The sequence below is a fragment of the Paraburkholderia terricola genome (genome assembly GCF_900142195.1).
Classification (GTDB): domain Bacteria; phylum Pseudomonadota; class Gammaproteobacteria; order Burkholderiales; family Burkholderiaceae; genus Paraburkholderia; species Paraburkholderia terricola.
Genome location: NZ_FRAB01000005.1, coordinates 234,596 through 250,078, shown reverse-complemented (window position 1 = coordinate 250,078; position 15,483 = coordinate 234,596). Strand labels below are relative to the sequence as shown.

Genomic DNA, 15,483 nt, shown 5'->3' with positions numbered 1-15,483 from the left:
TCGGGACTTTTCAAAACACCATAAAAACGCCAAAGGGGCGCTGCGCCCCTTGGTGTGTTCGTGGTTTTTGGACGCGTTAGATGCGCATCGGCATCACGACGTATTTGAATTCGTCGTTCTCGGGAATCGTGATCAACGCGCTGGAGCTGGCGTCGCCCAGGCTCACTTGCAACATGTCGACCTTCAGGTTCGCGAGCACGTCGAGCAGATACGTGACGTTGAACCCGATATCGACGCTGTCGCCGTCGTACGCGATTTCCAGTTCTTCCTGCGCCTCTTCCTGATCGGCGTTGGTCGACATGATCTTCAACTGGCCCGGCTCGATGATGCAGCGCACGCCCTTGAATTTGTCCGAGGTCAGAATCGCGGCGCGTTGCAGCGAGCGCTGCAGTTCTTCGCGGCCGATCACGAACTGATTCTTGTGCGACTTCGGAATCACGCGCTGGAAGTCGGGGAATTTGCCTTCCACCAGCTTCGACACCAGTTCGACCTGGCCGAAGGTGAATTTCACCTGCGTGGGCGCGATGTCGATCTCCAGGGTGTCGTCGATGTCTTCCAGCAGGCGCTGCAATTCGAGAATCGTCTTACGCGGAATGATCACTTCCTGGCGTGCGAACGAGCCTTCGATCTTCATCGACGAGAACGCCAGGCGATGGCCGTCGGTTGCGACCGCCATCAACTGGTCGCCGTCCACCACCAGCAGCATGCCGTTCAGGTAGTAGCGGATGTCCTGTTGGGCCATCGAAAAATGGACCATGCCGAGTAGCTGGCGGAACGTTTTCTGGGGAACCACCAGGTTCGCGCCGTAGTCTTTAGCCTGAGCGACGGTCGGGAACTCATCGGCCGCGAGCGTTTGCAGCGCAAAGCGGCTCTTGCCGGATTGCACGGTCAAGCGCTTGTCGTTCAGGGTCAGCGTGACCTGTCCGTCAGGCATCGCGCGCAAGATGTCGAGGAGCTTTCTTGCCGCCACCGTGGTCGCGACCGAATCGCCGCCCACGCCGAAATCGGCGCGCGTGGTGATCTGCAACTCGAGGTCGGTCGACAGGAACGACACGTCCGGGCCGTTCTTGGTAATCAGCAAATTGGCGAGGATCGGCAACGTATGGCGGCGTTCGACGATGCCGCTCACGGTTTGCAGCGGCCTGAGGAGGTTATCGCGTTCGGTCTTGACCAGTTGCATAGAGTTCCTTCGTTGATATGACGACCTGCGCGCCTGGCTTACCAGTTTTCCGGCACGCAGCCCCGGCCCCCCGCCGGCGCCACGCAGCGCCCGTCACGGCGTGAAATCCGCCCGCGGCCGCCGGGCGGTTAAACCTGTATTGTGCCTGAAAACGGAACCGCTTCCCTAAAATGGGGGCGAGTTCCGAAATAAACAGATCGATTTTTCCATGGAGCCGCCTAGCCCTTCAGGGTCTGCTCCAGTACGTGCAATTCGTGGTTCAGTTGCGCGTCCTTGCTGCGCTCGTCGGCGATTTTGCGCACCGCGTGCAGAACGGTGGTGTGGTCGCGCCCGCCGAACAGTTCGCCGATTTCCGGCAAACTTTTCTGCGTCAACTCCTTCGCCAGATACATGGCGATCTGCCGCGGCCGCGCGATATTCGCCGGACGCTTCTTCGAATACATGTCCGCGACCTTGATGCTGTAAAAGTCGGCGACGGTCTTCTGGATGTTTTCCACCGAAATCTGCCGGTTTTGCACCGTCAGCAGATCTTTCAGCGCTTCTTTCGTCAGTTCGATCGTGATTTCACGGCCGTGGAACTTCGAGTACGCGAGGATCTTGCGCAACGCGCCCTCGAGTTCGCGGACGTTCGAGCGCAAATGCTTGGCGACGAAGAACGCGACGTCTTCATTTAGGCTCACGAATTCCGATTGCGCCTTGCGCATCAGGATCGCGACGCGCATTTCCAGTTCGGGCGGCTCGATCGCCACCGTGAGGCCGGAGTCGAAGCGCGAGATCAGGCGGTCGTCGATGCCGGAAATTTCCTTCGGATACGTGTCGCTGGTGATGATCACCTGCGCCTTGTTCGCCACCAGCGCCTCGAACGCGTAGAAGAACTCTTCCTGCGTGCGTGATTTGCCGGAGAAGAACTGAATATCGTCGATCAGCAGCAGGTCGAGCGAGTGGTAGTAGCGCTTGAAGTCGTCGAACGCCTTGCGCTGGTACGCCTTCACCACATCGGACACATACTGCTCCGCGTGAATGTAGCGAATCCGCGCGCCGGCCTTGTCCATCAGAAGCTGGTTGCCGATCGCGTGGATCAGGTGGGTCTTGCCGAGACCCACGCCACCGTACAGGAACAGCGGGTTGTACGAGATGCCCGGATTGTCCGCGACCTGAATCGCCGCGGCGCGCGCCAGCTGGTTGGCTTTACCCGTCACGAAGTTGTCGAAGGTCAGCACCGGGTTGAGCTTCGAACGCTCGTACATCGAGTCGTTATCGCCGTTGCCGTTCGAGCTCGCGCTTTGACCCGGACGCCAGGTGCGGCGGGCGGCTGCCGCTTCGTTCGCGTCGAGGCCAGGAAGATCGAGGTCGGCGGCATCGTCAGCCGCCGCGCGGGCGTTCGCATGATGCATAGCCATCGCACCGTTGGCACGCGCGGCGTGCGCCACTTGCACCGCGCCGACGGCCGCGTCCACGGCGACCCCGCCGCCGTTCGAGCCAGACGGCTGGCCACCGCCCATCGAACCGGGCCCGGAAGACGGACGCGCCTGGGCCGGCGCCGTTGCCGCCGGCGCGCGCATACCGGCTTTCGGGTCGAGCACGAATTGAACATCCACGGGGGCCTGCCAGAAATCGCGGGCCATATCGGCGATGCGGCCGGAGAACTGGCTCTTGACCCAGTCGAGCTTGAAGCGGTTCGGCGCGGCGATGCTGAGCGTGTGCGCAGCGGCGTCGAAGGCGACCGGGGCCAACGGTTTGATCCACGTCACGTACTGCTGGGGCGTGAGCTCGCGCTCCAGCAATGCGGAACAGTGTTGCCAGAAATCGTTCATCGAGTTGCTGTCGTTATGGTGTGCACGGCGGTTCGCCGCTGCCCCTGTCGCGCGCACGCAACGAGGCCCTGAGCAGCCAGGCGCAATGGCTCCAGGCGCTTGTGCCACAAGGGTTTGCGGGGCAAGCGGGCCGGAGCGGCGTGCAGGATTTTTGGGAAGTAAGGCGAGATTCTAACGCCAAATCGGAGCCAAAAGGGAGTTATCCACAGGGACCGATCATCTCGGGAAGCACGCTCGGCCGGCGGCCGGGCCCGGCTAAACTATTGACGACCAACGGAAAACGGGTTTAAATAGCGGGTTCCGCGAAAACCAGTTCTGTAGACCTCCGGCCATTGCGCTTTCAGCGATGATCGCGCGGTTATTTTTCGATCAAGTGAGAGCAACATGAAACGTACTTACCAACCTTCCGTTACCCGTCGCAAGCGCACCCACGGCTTTCGCGTTCGCATGAAGACCGCCGGTGGCCGCAAGGTCATCAACGCACGTCGCGCGAAGGGCCGCAAGCGCCTCGCCATCTAAGGCAGCGAGCGGATTGCGCGCTCCCTCTGTGCCGGAAAGCGAAGCCCGCGGTAAAGCGGGAGCGGCTGGAGCGCAGCAACAGGGCTCGGTTCCGTTGCGAGCGCAAGCCGCCTTCCCCAAAGCCGCAAGGCTGCTGAAAACGGATGAATTTTCATCCGTTTTTCGTTTGCGCCCGTGGCGCCGCACTGCGCATTTCGTGGTGTACGGCCGGCCCACCGGCAAAGACGCTCGCTTGGGGCTCGTCATCGGCAAGAAGTATGCGCCGCGCGCGGCCACGCGTAATCTGGTACGCCGAATCGCGCGTGAGGCCTTCCGGCTGCGTCGCGCGGAATTCGGCGGTTGGGATGTGCTGCTGCGCTTGCATACGCGCTTCGACAAGAAGGCTTTGCCGAGCGCCTCGTCGCCGCCGTTGAAGGCGCTGTGCCGCAGCGAGATCGAGGCGCTGCTCGATAAGGCGGCGCGCGAAATTGTCCGTCGCGAGGCGCCGCCCGCGGAAGCGCCCAAGACGGAATGACGCTCAAGTGACCGCCCGTATTGCACGTATCGCAGGGCGTCGTCCGGTACTCCACGTTGCGCGGCGCCGTCGGGCCGCACCAGTCATGCAAACGGTACTCATCGCTTTATTGCGTTTCTACAAGGTTGCCGTCAGCCCCATGCTCGGCAACCGGTGCCGTTTTTACCCTTCCTGCTCTGATTACGCGCGCGAAGCAATCCAGTATCATGGCGCCGCGCGCGGGACTTATCTCGCCGCCAGGCGTATTTGCCGCTGCCACCCGTTTTCCGCGGGCGGCATCGATCTCGTCCCGCCTCCCACTTCTGAAAAGCGCTGACGCGCCGTTCCATCGACACTGAGACAACGCATGGATATCAAACGCACCGTCCTATGGGTCATCTTTTTCATGTCAGCTGTCATGCTGTTCGACAACTGGCAACGCGACCACGGACGCCCGTCGATGTTCTTCCCGGGTGCCACGCCGACCAAGACCGTCGGTAGCGCCGCACCAGGAACCACGACGCCGGGAACCCAGCCCGCCGATCTGCCGGCCACCAACGCAGCAACGAACGCAGCGGCGCCGGGCAACGCGCCGGCGGCAACGCAGTCGCAACTGATCAAATTCAGCACCGACGTCTATAACGGCGAAATCGACACCCGCGGCGGCACGCTGTCGAAGCTGTCGCTCGTCAAGCAAGGCGACGGCAAGCAGCCCGATCTGGTCATCACGCTGTTCGACCGCACCGCGAATCACACGTACCTGGCGCGCACGGGCCTGCTCGGCGGCGATTTCCCGAACCATAACGATGTCTATACGCCGTTGCAGAATCAGCCGCACGACCTGACGGGCGACGCCAAGTCGTTCCAGCTCAGCTTCGAGTCGCCGGTCAAGGGTGGATTGAAGGTCATCAAGACCTACACGTTCACGCGCGGCAGCTATGTGATCGGCGTCGACACGAAGATCCAGAACGTCGGCACGGCGCCGGTGAGCCCGTCGGTCTATATGGAACTGGTGCGCGACGATCAACCGGTGGAAACGCCGCGCTTCTCGCATACGTTCATCGGACCGGCTGTCTACACCGAGCAGCATCACTTCCAGAAGATCGACTTCAGCGACATCGACAAGAACAAGGCGACTTTCGCGGACTCGGCCGACAACGGCTGGATCGCGATGGTGCAGCACTACTTCGCGTCGGCGTGGCTTCCGCAGCAAGGCGCGAAGCGCAAGATCTACGTCGAGAAGATCGATCCGGCGCTGTATCGCGTCGGCGTGCAGCAGCCGGTGGCGGCCATCGCGCCGGGTCAAACGGTCGACGTTTCCGCGCGCCTGTTCGCCGGCCCCGAGGAAGAGCGCATGCTCGAGGGCATCGCGCCGGGCCTGGAACTGGTGAAGGACTACGGCTACGTGACGATCATCGCGAAGCCGCTCTTCTGGCTGCTCGAGAAGATTCACGGTTATGTCGGCAACTGGGGCTGGGCGATCGTGCTGCTCACGGTGCTGATCAAGGCCGTGTTTTTCCCGCTGTCCGCTGCGAGCTACAAGTCGATGGCGCGCATGAAGGCGATCACGCCGCGCATGCAGGCGCTGCGCGAACGCTTCAAGGGCGATCCGCAAAAGATGAACGCCGCGCTCATGGAGCTGTACAAGACCGAGAAGGTCAATCCGTTCGGCGGGTGTCTGCCGGTGGTGATCCAGATTCCGGTATTCATCTCGCTGTACTGGGTGTTGCTGTCGTCGGTGGAAATGCGTGGCGCGCCGTGGATTCTGTGGATTCACGATCTGTCGCAACAGGATCCGTTCTTCATCCTGCCGGTGCTGATGGCGGTCTCGATGTTCCTGCAGACCAAGCTGAACCCCACGCCGCCGGACCCGGTGCAAGCCAAGATGATGATGTTCATGCCGATCGCGTTCTCGGTCATGTTCTTCTTCTTCCCGGCGGGTCTGGTGCTGTACTACGTGGTGAACAACGTACTGTCGATCGCCCAGCAGTACTACATCACGCGAATGATGGGACAGTCGAAGGCGAAAACGGCCTGATGGTCGGCTGACGAAACACGAAAAGCAGTTGCAAAAAAAGCCGCCCGGTTTGCACCGGGCGGCTTTTTTTATTGGTGCAGCGTGGCAAGTCGCTCGACGCGCCGGCTACGCTTCGTCAGGATCCTCGCCGGCCAGCCGCTCGATCATTTCCTCGACCAGAAAGCGGTCCTTTGGATTAAGCGACACGACCTTTGAGACGAGTCTGGAGGCGTGTTCGATCGTCTCGGGCGTCACCGGATATTTCTCGCCGCGCGCCAGCGGCTTCGCATTCATGCCGGGCGACGGCCCGTAATGAAGCCAATGCTCCTTGACGTTCAACCACTCGGCCAGGGTCCGCAACTTATCGGGCTTCGGGATCGTCGTACCCGTGAGCCACTTATGCGCGGTTTGCGGCGTGACCGGCCGCTCGCCGTGATAGCGAAGGTTAAACTGCTGGGCAAGCTTGGTCCCGCCGCGAATCTTCAGCGGCTCCAGAAGATCCTTCAACCTCTTGGCGAAGGCGGCTTTTTCTTTGTTGGTCGGCATGGGCGAGATTGTGCAATTCGGCGCGCGCCCAGTTGACAACCAGACAAGCTTAGGTTTCTCGTATTTGAGATAAATTTAGCTTGCATGCCGCTTCCCACAAAGCCTTTCGTCATATCGCGGTTTTTTGGTCTTTTCCTTGTCTGATATGGCCTGCTCGCGCTTCCTTGTCCTATCAAAGCCTGGTTATTCCTAAGAAACACGGTATCAATCCTAGCTTGCATGAGATAAATCTGAATCGCCGGTATTGAACGGTAGGGGCCACCGACCGGCAGGGGAGCGCCGCAGTCGCTGGAGGCGTCCGCGTTACAATGCCTCGCGCCGTGTCGACGCACCCCGCACCTCCCTTCTCTCCGTTTTTTGCCACCTTTCTTTCCATGCTGACCACCGATTCCGATCCCATCATCGCCATCGCCACCGCGCCCGGACGAGGCGGCATCGGTGTCGTGCGGATTTCGTTCGGTCGCGCGGGAGAGGCGGCGGCCGAGCCGCTCATGCTGGCGCTCACCGGTCAAACACTCGCGCCGCGCCACGCAAGCTATGCGCCGTTCCTCGACGGCACCGGCAACGTGCTTGACCGCGGCATCGCGTTGTACTTCCCGGCGCCGCACTCGTACACCGGCGAACACGTGCTGGAACTGCAAGGCCACGGTGGTCCGGTCGTGCTGCAACTGGTGCTGCAGCGTTGCATCGACGCCGGCCGCGCGTTCGGCCTGCGTCTCGCGGAGCCGGGGGAATTCACGCGTCGCGCTTTCCTCAACGACAAGCTCGATCTGGCGCAAGCCGAAGCCGTCGCCGATCTGATCGAGGCCAGCACCGAAGCCGCCGCACGCTCGGCGGGCCGCTCGCTCGACGGCGCGTTTTCGCGCGACATCCACGCGCTGGTCGAAGAAGTGATCACGCTGCGCATGCTGGTCGAAGCGACGCTCGATTTCCCGGAAGAGGAAATCGACTTCCTCGAAGCCGCCGACGCCCGCGGCAAGCTCGCGCGCATACGCGAGCGGCTTGCGCTCGTGCTGAGCGAGGCGCGGCAAGGGGCGCTGCTGCGCGAGGGGCTGTCGGTGGTGCTCGCGGGGCAGCCGAACGTCGGCAAGTCGTCGCTGTTGAACGCGCTCGCCGGCGCCGAGTTGGCGATCGTCACGCCGATTGCCGGCACGACGCGCGACAAGGTCGCGCAAACCATCCAGATCGAAGGCATCCCGCTGCACGTGATCGACACCGCCGGCCTGCGCGACACCGAGGACGAGGTGGAGAAAATCGGCATCGCGCGCACCTGGAGCGAGATCGAACGCGCGGATGTGGTCCTGCATCTACTCGACGCGCGCACCGGCATGACCGCTGAAGACGAGACGATCGCCGAGCGCTTTCCGCGCGGCGTGCCAGTCGTGCGCGTGCTGAACAAGACCGACCTGACGGATCTCGCACCGACGGTGAACGCGCTCGATCCCGATCTCGAACTCAGCGAGGTGCGTCTGTCGGCGAAACAGGGCGACGGCGTGGCGCTGCTGCGGGACGAACTGCTGCGAATCGCCGGCTGGCAAGCGGGTGCGGAAAGCGTCTACCTCGCCCGCGAGCGGCATCTGATTGCGCTGCGCGCCGCCGCGGAGCATCTGGCGACGGCGGCCGCGCACGCCGATCAGAACTCGCAAGCGCTCGATCTGTTCGCCGAGGAGCTGCGTCTCGCGCTGGACCAGTTGAACTCGATCACAGGTGAATTTAGTTCTGACGACCTGCTGGGAGTGATTTTCAGCCGGTTCTGCATCGGCAAGTAGAGCGAGCTGGCGATTTCCGCCGTCTAGCTTGAAACAAAGGCCTTGCGGACTTCTTCCCGACCGCCTCGGCAGCCTCGGCATTCCCGCCGGTTGACCCAAAAGGCGCGAAATCTTTGGTACACGGACATCGCAAGGTTTAGAATCGCGGCTGCCCATGTATCACGGTTTCGAGCATGCCCAAACTAGCCGTTCCTCTCACCGAAAGTCAGATTCGCGCGCTTGAACCGCGCGCGACCCGCTACTCCGTCGCCGACGGCAACGGTCTCGTGATCGAAGTCATGACGACCGGCACCAAGGTCTGGCGTTTCCGCTATTCGCTGAACGGCAAGCGGCAGCCGCTTGCCACGATCGGCGATTACAGGATGATCTCGCTGCGCGTCGCGCGCGCGCGAGCGCAGAAGTATGCGGAGATGGTCGCGCAAGGCGTCTCGCCGGTGGCCACGGCGCGGCGCGACCGCGGCGCGGAAAGCAAGGCCGACGTGCTGCGGGAAGCCGCCGAGCTTTATCTCACCACGGAAATGGCCGGCAAATCGGAAGAATATCGCCGCACCACGCGCCGCACGCTCGACAAGGACGTGTTGCCCGCCATCGGCGGCAAGGCGATCAAAGCGGTCACCTCCGACGACATCGCCGCGATCTGCGACAGAATCAAAAGCCGTGGCTCGCCGAAAATGGCGCTGCATACGCGCAACGTGGTCAAGCGTCTCTACGAGTATCTGATCGCCCGCCAACTCGCGACGACCAACCCGGCCGAGATCATTCCGGCGCGCTCCATCGCCACCGTCGACAGCCGCACCCGCGTGCTCAGCGGAGATGAAATCGGCACGATGCTGCGCGCGATCGACGCGTCGAGCATTCGCCGCCCGCTAAAACTGGCGCTGCATCTGCTGGTGCTGACGATGGTGCGCAAGTCCGACCTGGTGGAGTCCACGTGGGCCGAATTCGATCTGGACCGGGCGCTGTGGACGATACCCGCCGCGCGTCTGAAGAAGGACCGGGACCAGCGCGTGCATCTCGCGCACCAGGCGGTCGACATGCTGCGCGAGCTTCATCGCGCGAGAGCGGGCCGACATTTTGTATTTCCGAGCGTCAGGGGCGACGATCGGCCCATCGCCAGGAGCACGCTGAATCAGGCGGTCAAGGCACTCGGGCTCGACGTGGAGCATTTCGTTTTGCACGACTTCCGGCGCACGGCCTCGGCGCATCTGCGCGACATGGCGCAACGCTCCGATGCGCTCGAAGGTCTGGGGCAACAACCCACGGCTGAGGAACACGCAACCGGGCAGCGTCGAATCGCGCAACGTTGGGCGGATTTCGTGGATGCGCAGATTGAAGGCGCTGCAAAGCGGTGAGCGGCTCGCCACCGTCCGCGCAAGAGCCGGCTAGTTGGTACACAACGAACCATGCAACGAACTCAAGACCTTGTAGAAAAAGCGAAATTGGCTTTGTCGTCAGGTTTTGAACCTCAAGGTTCAGCGATGTCCCGGCACTCGTCACGAACCATCACGCCCTCCTTTCTTCCCGCATTTCATCGCCTACACTGGAGCAGTGACCCAACTCATGCGGAGGCTCCCATGTCTGAATCGTTGATCGCTTATTTGCTGGGGCCCCTCGTCATGCTGTTCGTCGGCGTTGCCATCTGGGCCGCGTCGCACTATCACCGGAAGACAAGGCCGCAACGGCTGGAGCGCTGGCTGGATACACATTACGCGGAGTGGCTGCACCACAAGCATTGAGCGGCGGACAGTAAAAAGCCGTTCCTGCCTACGCAGGAACGGCTTTTTACGTTTGGCGCAGCGTCGGCTACGCGCTTACCAACCCGGTTGAGGCTCCGAATAGCCATACTGTCCGGGCGGCGGCGCGCCGCACGCGACATACGCGCGTTGGTACCGGTCATAGCAATATCCCGGCGGCGGCCCCGCGTAGGCCGGAGCCGGCTGATACGCCGGCTGTGCATACACCGGCTGCGCGTAGACAGGCTGCTGGTATGCGACCACGGGCGCTGGATTCAGCACGGACGTCACCACCGCGCCGAGCACCGCCCCGCCGATCAGCGCACCGATCACGTCGCCGCCACCATTGCCATGAGCCGAGGCTTGCCCCGCCATGCTCAGGCTTCCGACCATCAACAACGCCACCGCAATCTTTTTCATGTTGGACTCCCGCCGTTCAGGCATGAACAGATTGTGGACGGCGCGAGCGGAAATAGATGCTGCAAGTGGTAACCGGGCATTACCGGTGTAACGCCCGAGCGGACGCCGCGTCGGGCTGTCTCGCGCGAGCGCGATGGACAGAATCAGAAGACGATCACCGCTTGATCGATCAGCATTCCCACGAAGCCGCGCCAACTGCCGCATCGCCTCGATACTTCCGACGCGCTTCCATGAGCACGCTCGCCTCGATTGCGCCCTCGTCCGCCAACGCCTTCAACGCCGCAATCACGATCGCCTTGCGGTCCACTTCGAAGAACTCGCGCAACGCCTGGCGCGTGTCGCTGCGTCCGAACCCATCGGTGCCGAGCGTCACGTAGCGCCGCGGCACGTAAGCGCGGATCAGTTCGGGCAGCGCGCGAACGTAGTCGGTGGCGGCGATGACCGGGCCTTGCGACGTTTCGAGCGCCTTCGTGATGTATGGCGCGCTAGTCGCCTCGCCAAGCCGCGCCTCTCTCTCTGACGTCATGCCGTCACGCTGCAACTCGGTGAAGCTGGTCACGCTCCACACGGCCGCTTCAACTTGCCAGTCATCCCTTAACAACCGCTGCGCAGCAATGACCTCACCAAGAATCGCGCCCGCGCCGAGCAACTGCACCTGGGCTGAAACTGCTGAAGTTGCCGGCTGCGTTTGCTCGCCAAGCGGATAAATGCCCTTGAGAATACCTTCGCGCAACGCCTGCAAGTCACCACCCGGCACCGACGGCTGCGCGTAATTTTCGTTCATCACGGTGACGTAATAGAACACGTCGCGCTGCGCTTCCACCATCTCGCGCATGCCTTCGTCGACGATCGCGGCGAGCTCGTAGGCGAACGCCGGATCGTACGCGCGGCAGTTCGGAATCGTCGACGCGGCCAGATGGCTCGTGCCGTCCTGATGCTGCAAGCCCTCGCCGCCGAGCGTCGTCTTGCCCGAGGTCGCGCCAATCAGGAAGCCCCGTGCGCGCTGATCCGCCGCGGCCCAGATCAGGTCGCCGATGCGCTGAAAACCGAACATCGAGTAGTAGATGTAGAACGGCAGCATCGGCAGGTCGTGCACGCTGTACGAAGTCGCCGCCGCGATCCACGACGACACCGCGCCCGCTTCCGAAATGCCCTCTTCGAGAATTTGCCCCTTCGTGTCCTCGCGGTAATACAGCATCGAACCGAGGTCTTCCGGTTCGTACATTTGCCCGAGCGGCGAATAGATTCCGACCTGGCGGAACATGTTCGCCATGCCGAACGTGCGCGCCTCGTCGGCGACGATCGGCACCACGCGCGGACCCACTTCGCCGTCCTTGAGCAAGGCGGTCAGCATGCGCACCAGCGCCATCGTCGTGGACATCTCGCGGCCGTTCGCGTCCAGCGCGAATTGTCCCCAGGAGGACATCGGCGGAACGGTCAGCCCCGCCGATGCAACTCTCCGCCTTCTGGGCAGATAGCCTCCCAAGGCAGCCCGGCGAGCATGCAGGTATTGCATCTCGGGGCTGTCTTCCGCTGGTTTGTAAAACTTCACCTGTTCGACGTCGTCATCCGTGAGCGGCAGACGAAAGCGGTCGCGAAACGCCTTGAGATCGTCGAAGCCGAGCTTCTTTTGCTGATGCGTGGTCATGCGGCCCTGGCCGGCGGCGCCCATGCCGAAGCCCTTCATCGTCTTCGCGAGGATCACCGTCGGCTGACCGCGATGCGCGAGCGCCCTTGCATACGCCGCGTGCAGTTTGCGCACGTCATGGCCGCCGCGGCGCAGGCGGTCGATCTCTTCGTCTGAAAGCTGCTCGGCGAGCGCCGCGAGTTCCGGGTTCTGGCCGAAGAAGCGCTCGCGGTTGTACGCGCCGTCGTTGGCGGAGAAGGTCTGGAATTGCCCGTCGACGGTATGCGCGAACGCGCGCAGCAAGGCGCCGCTGCGGTCGCGCGAGAACAGCGCGTCCCAGTCCGAGCCCCACACGACCTTGATCACGTTCCAGCCCGCGCCGATGAAGTGCGCTTCGAGTTCGTCGATGATGCGGCCGTTGCTGCGCACCGGACCGTCCAGACGCTGCAGGTTGCAGTTGATCACGAACACGAGGTTGTCGAGCCCCTCGCGGGCGGCGAGCGAAAGCGCGCCGGTGGATTCGGGCTCGTCCATCTCGCCGTCGCCGAAAAAGCCCCACACCTTGCGGCCTTCTGTTTGCGCGAGGCCGCGATTGGCGAGGTAGCGCATGAAACGCGCCTGGTAAATGGCGTTGATCGGGCCGATGCCCATCGAGCCGGTTGGGAACTGCCAGAAGTCCGGCATCAGCCACGGATGCGGATACGAACACAAACCCGGACCGCCGATCTCGCGGCGATAGTGCTGAAGCTGTTGCTCGCTCAAAAAGCCTTCGAGGTACGCCCGCGCATAGACGCCCGGCGACGAATGCGGCTGGAAGTAAACGAGGTCGCCCGTGCCTGCCTCGCCGCCCGGCGCCGCAGCCCGGAAGAAATGATTGAATCCGACTTCGAACAGATCGGCCGCCGACGCGTAGCTCGCGATATGCCCGCCGAGTTCGCCGTAAGCCTTGTTCGCGCGCACCACCATCGCGAGCGCGTTCCAGCGCAGCGCGCCCGCAAGCTTCTCCTCCAGTTCGAGATTGCCCGGATAGCGCGGCTGGTCTTCGAACGGAATCGTGTTGCGGTACGGCGTGACGTTGCTGTGCGCCGATTCGACGCCCAGCGAGAGCGCGTGGCTCGCGAGCCGGTCGAACAGGAATTGCGCGCGCTCGCGGCCGACGTGCGCGACCACCGCGTCGAGCGCCTCCAGCCATTCGGCGGTTTCCTGCGGATCGACGTCCTCGTGCCGCGCGCCGTCCGTGCCGGCTGTGCCGTTTTCGCCTTGCGCGCGCTGAACGTGCAAGGACCGCAACTGCTCGCTACCGCTGGACAAATCCGTCATGTCACCACTCCCGCATCGACGCGTTCGGTTCAAGATCGAGTGAGACAATGGTAACCATGCATCCGCAAAATGAGCGTCTCATTTGCTTGCGGTGCCGCGCTGCGATAGGCTATTTATTCCGGATTTCGCACCTTCCACGGAATATTTCATCCATGACCACGCCACCCAGACGGCTCGACCGGATCGACATCGGCATCCTGAGCCAGTTGCAGCAGAACGCGCGCATCACCAATGCGGATCTCGCCCGCGCAGTGAACCTGTCGCCCACGCCGTGCTTCAACCGTGTGCGCGCGCTCGAAAGGCTCGGCCTCTTCAAGCAGCAGGTCACGTTGCTGAACCCGGAGCCGCTGGGCTTGCGCATCAACGTGTTCATTCAGGTGAGTCTGGAAAAGCAGGTGGAAGACGCGCTGCTGCGTTTCGAGCAGGCGATTTCCGAGCGCCCCGAGGTGATGGAGTGCTATCTGATGACCGGCGACGCCGACTATCTGCTGCGCGTGGTGATGCCGGATATGCAGACCTTGGAGCGTTTCATCGTCGATCATCTGACGAAGATTCCGGGCATCTCCAATATCCGCTCGAGTTTCGCGCTCAAGCAGGTGCGCTATAAGACGGCGCTGCCGCTGCCGTCGTCGGGACTGACGCTGACCGATCCCGACGACATTGCGACCGACTGGCGCTAGGCTGCGTTCAAGCAGCCGCAAGCGCCCGACCGCGCGGCGCGCGCTGTAACCGATGTGGTGGACAATATCGGCAGCAGCGGCAACGCCCCGATACCACCTCAACCTGGAGAGAAAGCGCGATGAACTACGACGACAGCAATCCATTCGCGAGGATTCTGCGTGGCGAACTACCTTGCATCAAAGTGGCGGAGACCGGCGCCGCCCTCGCCTTCATGGACCTGATGCCGCAAGCCGACGGCCACTTGCTGATCGTGCCGAAAGAAGCGGTGGCGGAGATTTTCGAGTTGTCGGACGCGTCGGTCGTGGCCTGCATGCGCATGACACAGAAGCTCGCCATTGCGGTTCGCGCGGCGCTGCGGCCGGACGGCGTATTCATTGGACAGTTCAACGGCGCCGCGGCGGGACAGACCGTGCCGCACGTGCATTTTCATGTGATTCCGCGCTGGGAAGGTCAGCCGCTGCGCATGCACGCACGCGACGTCGCCGATGCGGCCACGCTCGAAGCGCTGGCAAAACGCATTCGCGATCATTGGCGCGCAGACTGAGGCGCTGGCTAAGCGCGGCTAGGGTGGTCGACTGTCCGCGGCGGCTCATGGGCGGTGCCGCGAGCGGCGCAGCGGATGCCGCCAGTCGTGCCGACGAGGTGGCGCGTGCATGGGCCGCATGTCATGCAGATGACGGTGTTCCTGCCACAATTCGTCGGAGAAAAGAAACGCGACGATGAGCAGCGGAATCACCAGAAACGCGCCCAGTATCAATTGCTCGATCACGGTAGCCTCCAGGCGTGGGAGCATCAATTCATTGTAGAGCACCGCACGTGCCCGTACCGTTGCGCGCCACTCATAACGCGGGCTCGCTCGCCTGGGACAACGCACCGCCCAGCACTCGCCGCAATTGCATTGCGCCTCGCTCATTGCAAGAATGCGCTGCGCCGGAGTGAACCGTTGCAAGAACTTCTCCCCGGTGCTCAACGTGCGCAAGGTCTACCCCGTCGCGACGAATTCAGCCCACCGATTGACGCCTGGCATTGTTTATCTTCTGCACGTACACCGTTATTTCGTGATCCTGGATGAATCAACCGAACGACTTTGTGTGCAACGCACAAAAACCCCGGATTGATTGTAGTAAATCACTTAATTTGAGCCTCTCGTTTACGTGAATAAGCGCCGCAAAGCGTTACTGGATAAAGCGACGAGTGCCGCGCATCGACCAATTACCCGTCACCAATCTGTCTATTCGAGGCGCTGCCTATCGTTTAGGCAAGCGCGGCGCGTGGTGCGACAATTCGCCACTGTTGCGACCGCACACAAGATGTGCTTGTCGTTCTCTCCGGTTTGCCTAAAGTGCAAGGTGCGGGTTCGACGT

At 62.5% G+C, this 15,483-nt stretch carries 15 protein-coding genes; 9 read left to right on the top strand and 6 right to left on the bottom strand.

Going from position 1 to position 15,483, the window contains the following annotated elements:
• Nucleotides 1-76: 76 nt before the first annotated feature.
• Together dnaN and dnaA are read right to left on the bottom strand one after the other, a co-directional pair.
• Nucleotides 77-1,180: a DNA polymerase III subunit beta gene (gene dnaN, locus BUE39_RS06970; RefSeq protein ID WP_073427907.1), complete on the bottom strand. Its 1,104-nt coding sequence runs from the start codon at nucleotides 1,178-1,180 to the stop codon at nucleotides 77-79.
• A gap of 218 nt (nucleotides 1,181-1,398) precedes the next feature.
• Nucleotides 1,399-2,994 (bottom strand): chromosomal replication initiator protein DnaA, encoded by a 1,596-nt coding sequence (gene dnaA, locus BUE39_RS06965; RefSeq protein WP_073427906.1) that lies wholly within the window; start codon nucleotides 2,992-2,994, stop codon nucleotides 1,399-1,401.
• Between the two features lie 384 nt (nucleotides 2,995-3,378).
• Between dnaA and rpmH the strand changes: the two genes are divergently transcribed.
• The 4 genes from rpmH (at nucleotide 3,379) to yidC (ending at nucleotide 6,044) form a co-directional block, all read left to right on the top strand.
• Entirely contained in the window at nucleotides 3,379-3,513 is a 135-nt protein-coding gene (gene rpmH, locus BUE39_RS06960; protein ID WP_004198824.1) for a 50S ribosomal protein L34, read from the top strand.
• Nucleotides 3,514-3,541: 28 nt separating this feature from the next.
• Nucleotides 3,542-4,027, top strand: a complete 486-nt coding sequence (locus tag BUE39_RS06955) for a ribonuclease P protein component (RefSeq protein ID WP_073427905.1) — start codon at nucleotides 3,542-3,544, stop codon at nucleotides 4,025-4,027.
• A gap of 85 nt (nucleotides 4,028-4,112) precedes the next feature.
• On the top strand, nucleotides 4,113-4,343 hold the full coding sequence (gene yidD / locus BUE39_RS06950; RefSeq protein ID WP_007180115.1) for a membrane protein insertion efficiency factor YidD: 231 nt from the start codon (nucleotides 4,113-4,115) through the stop codon (nucleotides 4,341-4,343).
• A 30-nt stretch (nucleotides 4,344-4,373) separates the two neighbouring features.
• Nucleotides 4,374-6,044 carry a membrane protein insertase YidC gene (gene yidC / locus BUE39_RS06945; protein WP_073427904.1) on the top strand — a complete coding sequence of 557 codons (1,671 nt, stop codon included), beginning with the start codon at nucleotides 4,374-4,376 and terminating at the stop codon, nucleotides 6,042-6,044.
• A 105-nt stretch (nucleotides 6,045-6,149) separates the two neighbouring features.
• Here yidC and BUE39_RS06940 read toward each other — a convergent pair whose 3' ends face one another.
• Nucleotides 6,150-6,569, bottom strand: coding sequence for a transcriptional regulator (locus BUE39_RS06940; RefSeq protein ID WP_073427903.1), 420 nt, complete (start codon nucleotides 6,567-6,569; stop codon nucleotides 6,150-6,152).
• 374 nt (nucleotides 6,570-6,943) lie between these two features.
• On the opposite strand from BUE39_RS06940, the gene mnmE reads away from it, so the two are divergent.
• The 3 genes from mnmE to BUE39_RS35120 all read left to right on the top strand — a co-directional run bounded on the left by mnmE (nucleotide 6,944) and on the right by BUE39_RS35120 (nucleotide 10,074).
• On the top strand, nucleotides 6,944-8,338 hold the full coding sequence (gene mnmE / locus BUE39_RS06935; RefSeq protein WP_073427902.1) for a tRNA uridine-5-carboxymethylaminomethyl(34) synthesis GTPase MnmE: 1,395 nt from the start codon (nucleotides 6,944-6,946) through the stop codon (nucleotides 8,336-8,338).
• A 173-nt stretch (nucleotides 8,339-8,511) separates the two neighbouring features.
• Nucleotides 8,512-9,690: a tyrosine-type recombinase/integrase gene (locus BUE39_RS06930; RefSeq protein WP_073427901.1), complete on the top strand. Its 1,179-nt coding sequence runs from the start codon at nucleotides 8,512-8,514 to the stop codon at nucleotides 9,688-9,690.
• 222 nt (nucleotides 9,691-9,912) lie between these two features.
• On the top strand, nucleotides 9,913-10,074 hold the full coding sequence (locus tag BUE39_RS35120; RefSeq protein WP_167363270.1) for a hypothetical protein: 162 nt from the start codon (nucleotides 9,913-9,915) through the stop codon (nucleotides 10,072-10,074).
• A gap of 75 nt (nucleotides 10,075-10,149) precedes the next feature.
• Here BUE39_RS35120 and BUE39_RS06925 read toward each other — a convergent pair whose 3' ends face one another.
• A complete protein-coding gene (locus BUE39_RS06925; RefSeq protein ID WP_073427900.1) occupies nucleotides 10,150-10,491 on the bottom strand; it encodes an ecotin precursor in 342 nt (113 codons plus the stop codon).
• 169 nt (nucleotides 10,492-10,660) lie between these two features.
• On the bottom strand, nucleotides 10,661-13,438 hold the full coding sequence (gene mdeB / locus BUE39_RS06920) for an alpha-ketoglutarate dehydrogenase (protein WP_073427899.1): 2,778 nt from the start codon (nucleotides 13,436-13,438) through the stop codon (nucleotides 10,661-10,663).
• A 152-nt stretch (nucleotides 13,439-13,590) separates the two neighbouring features.
• Between mdeB and BUE39_RS06915 the strand changes: the two genes are divergently transcribed.
• Entirely contained in the window at nucleotides 13,591-14,118 is a 528-nt protein-coding gene (locus BUE39_RS06915) for an Lrp/AsnC family transcriptional regulator (RefSeq protein WP_073427898.1), read from the top strand.
• 119 nt (nucleotides 14,119-14,237) lie between these two features.
• Nucleotides 14,238-14,663, top strand: a complete 426-nt coding sequence (locus BUE39_RS06910; protein WP_073427897.1) for an HIT family protein — start codon at nucleotides 14,238-14,240, stop codon at nucleotides 14,661-14,663.
• A 45-nt stretch (nucleotides 14,664-14,708) separates the two neighbouring features.
• Here the strand turns inward: BUE39_RS06910 and BUE39_RS35355 are convergent, their stop codons facing one another.
• Nucleotides 14,709-15,098, bottom strand: a complete 390-nt coding sequence (locus BUE39_RS35355; protein ID WP_235004820.1) for a hypothetical protein — start codon at nucleotides 15,096-15,098, stop codon at nucleotides 14,709-14,711.
• Nucleotides 15,099-15,483 lie beyond the last annotated feature (385 nt).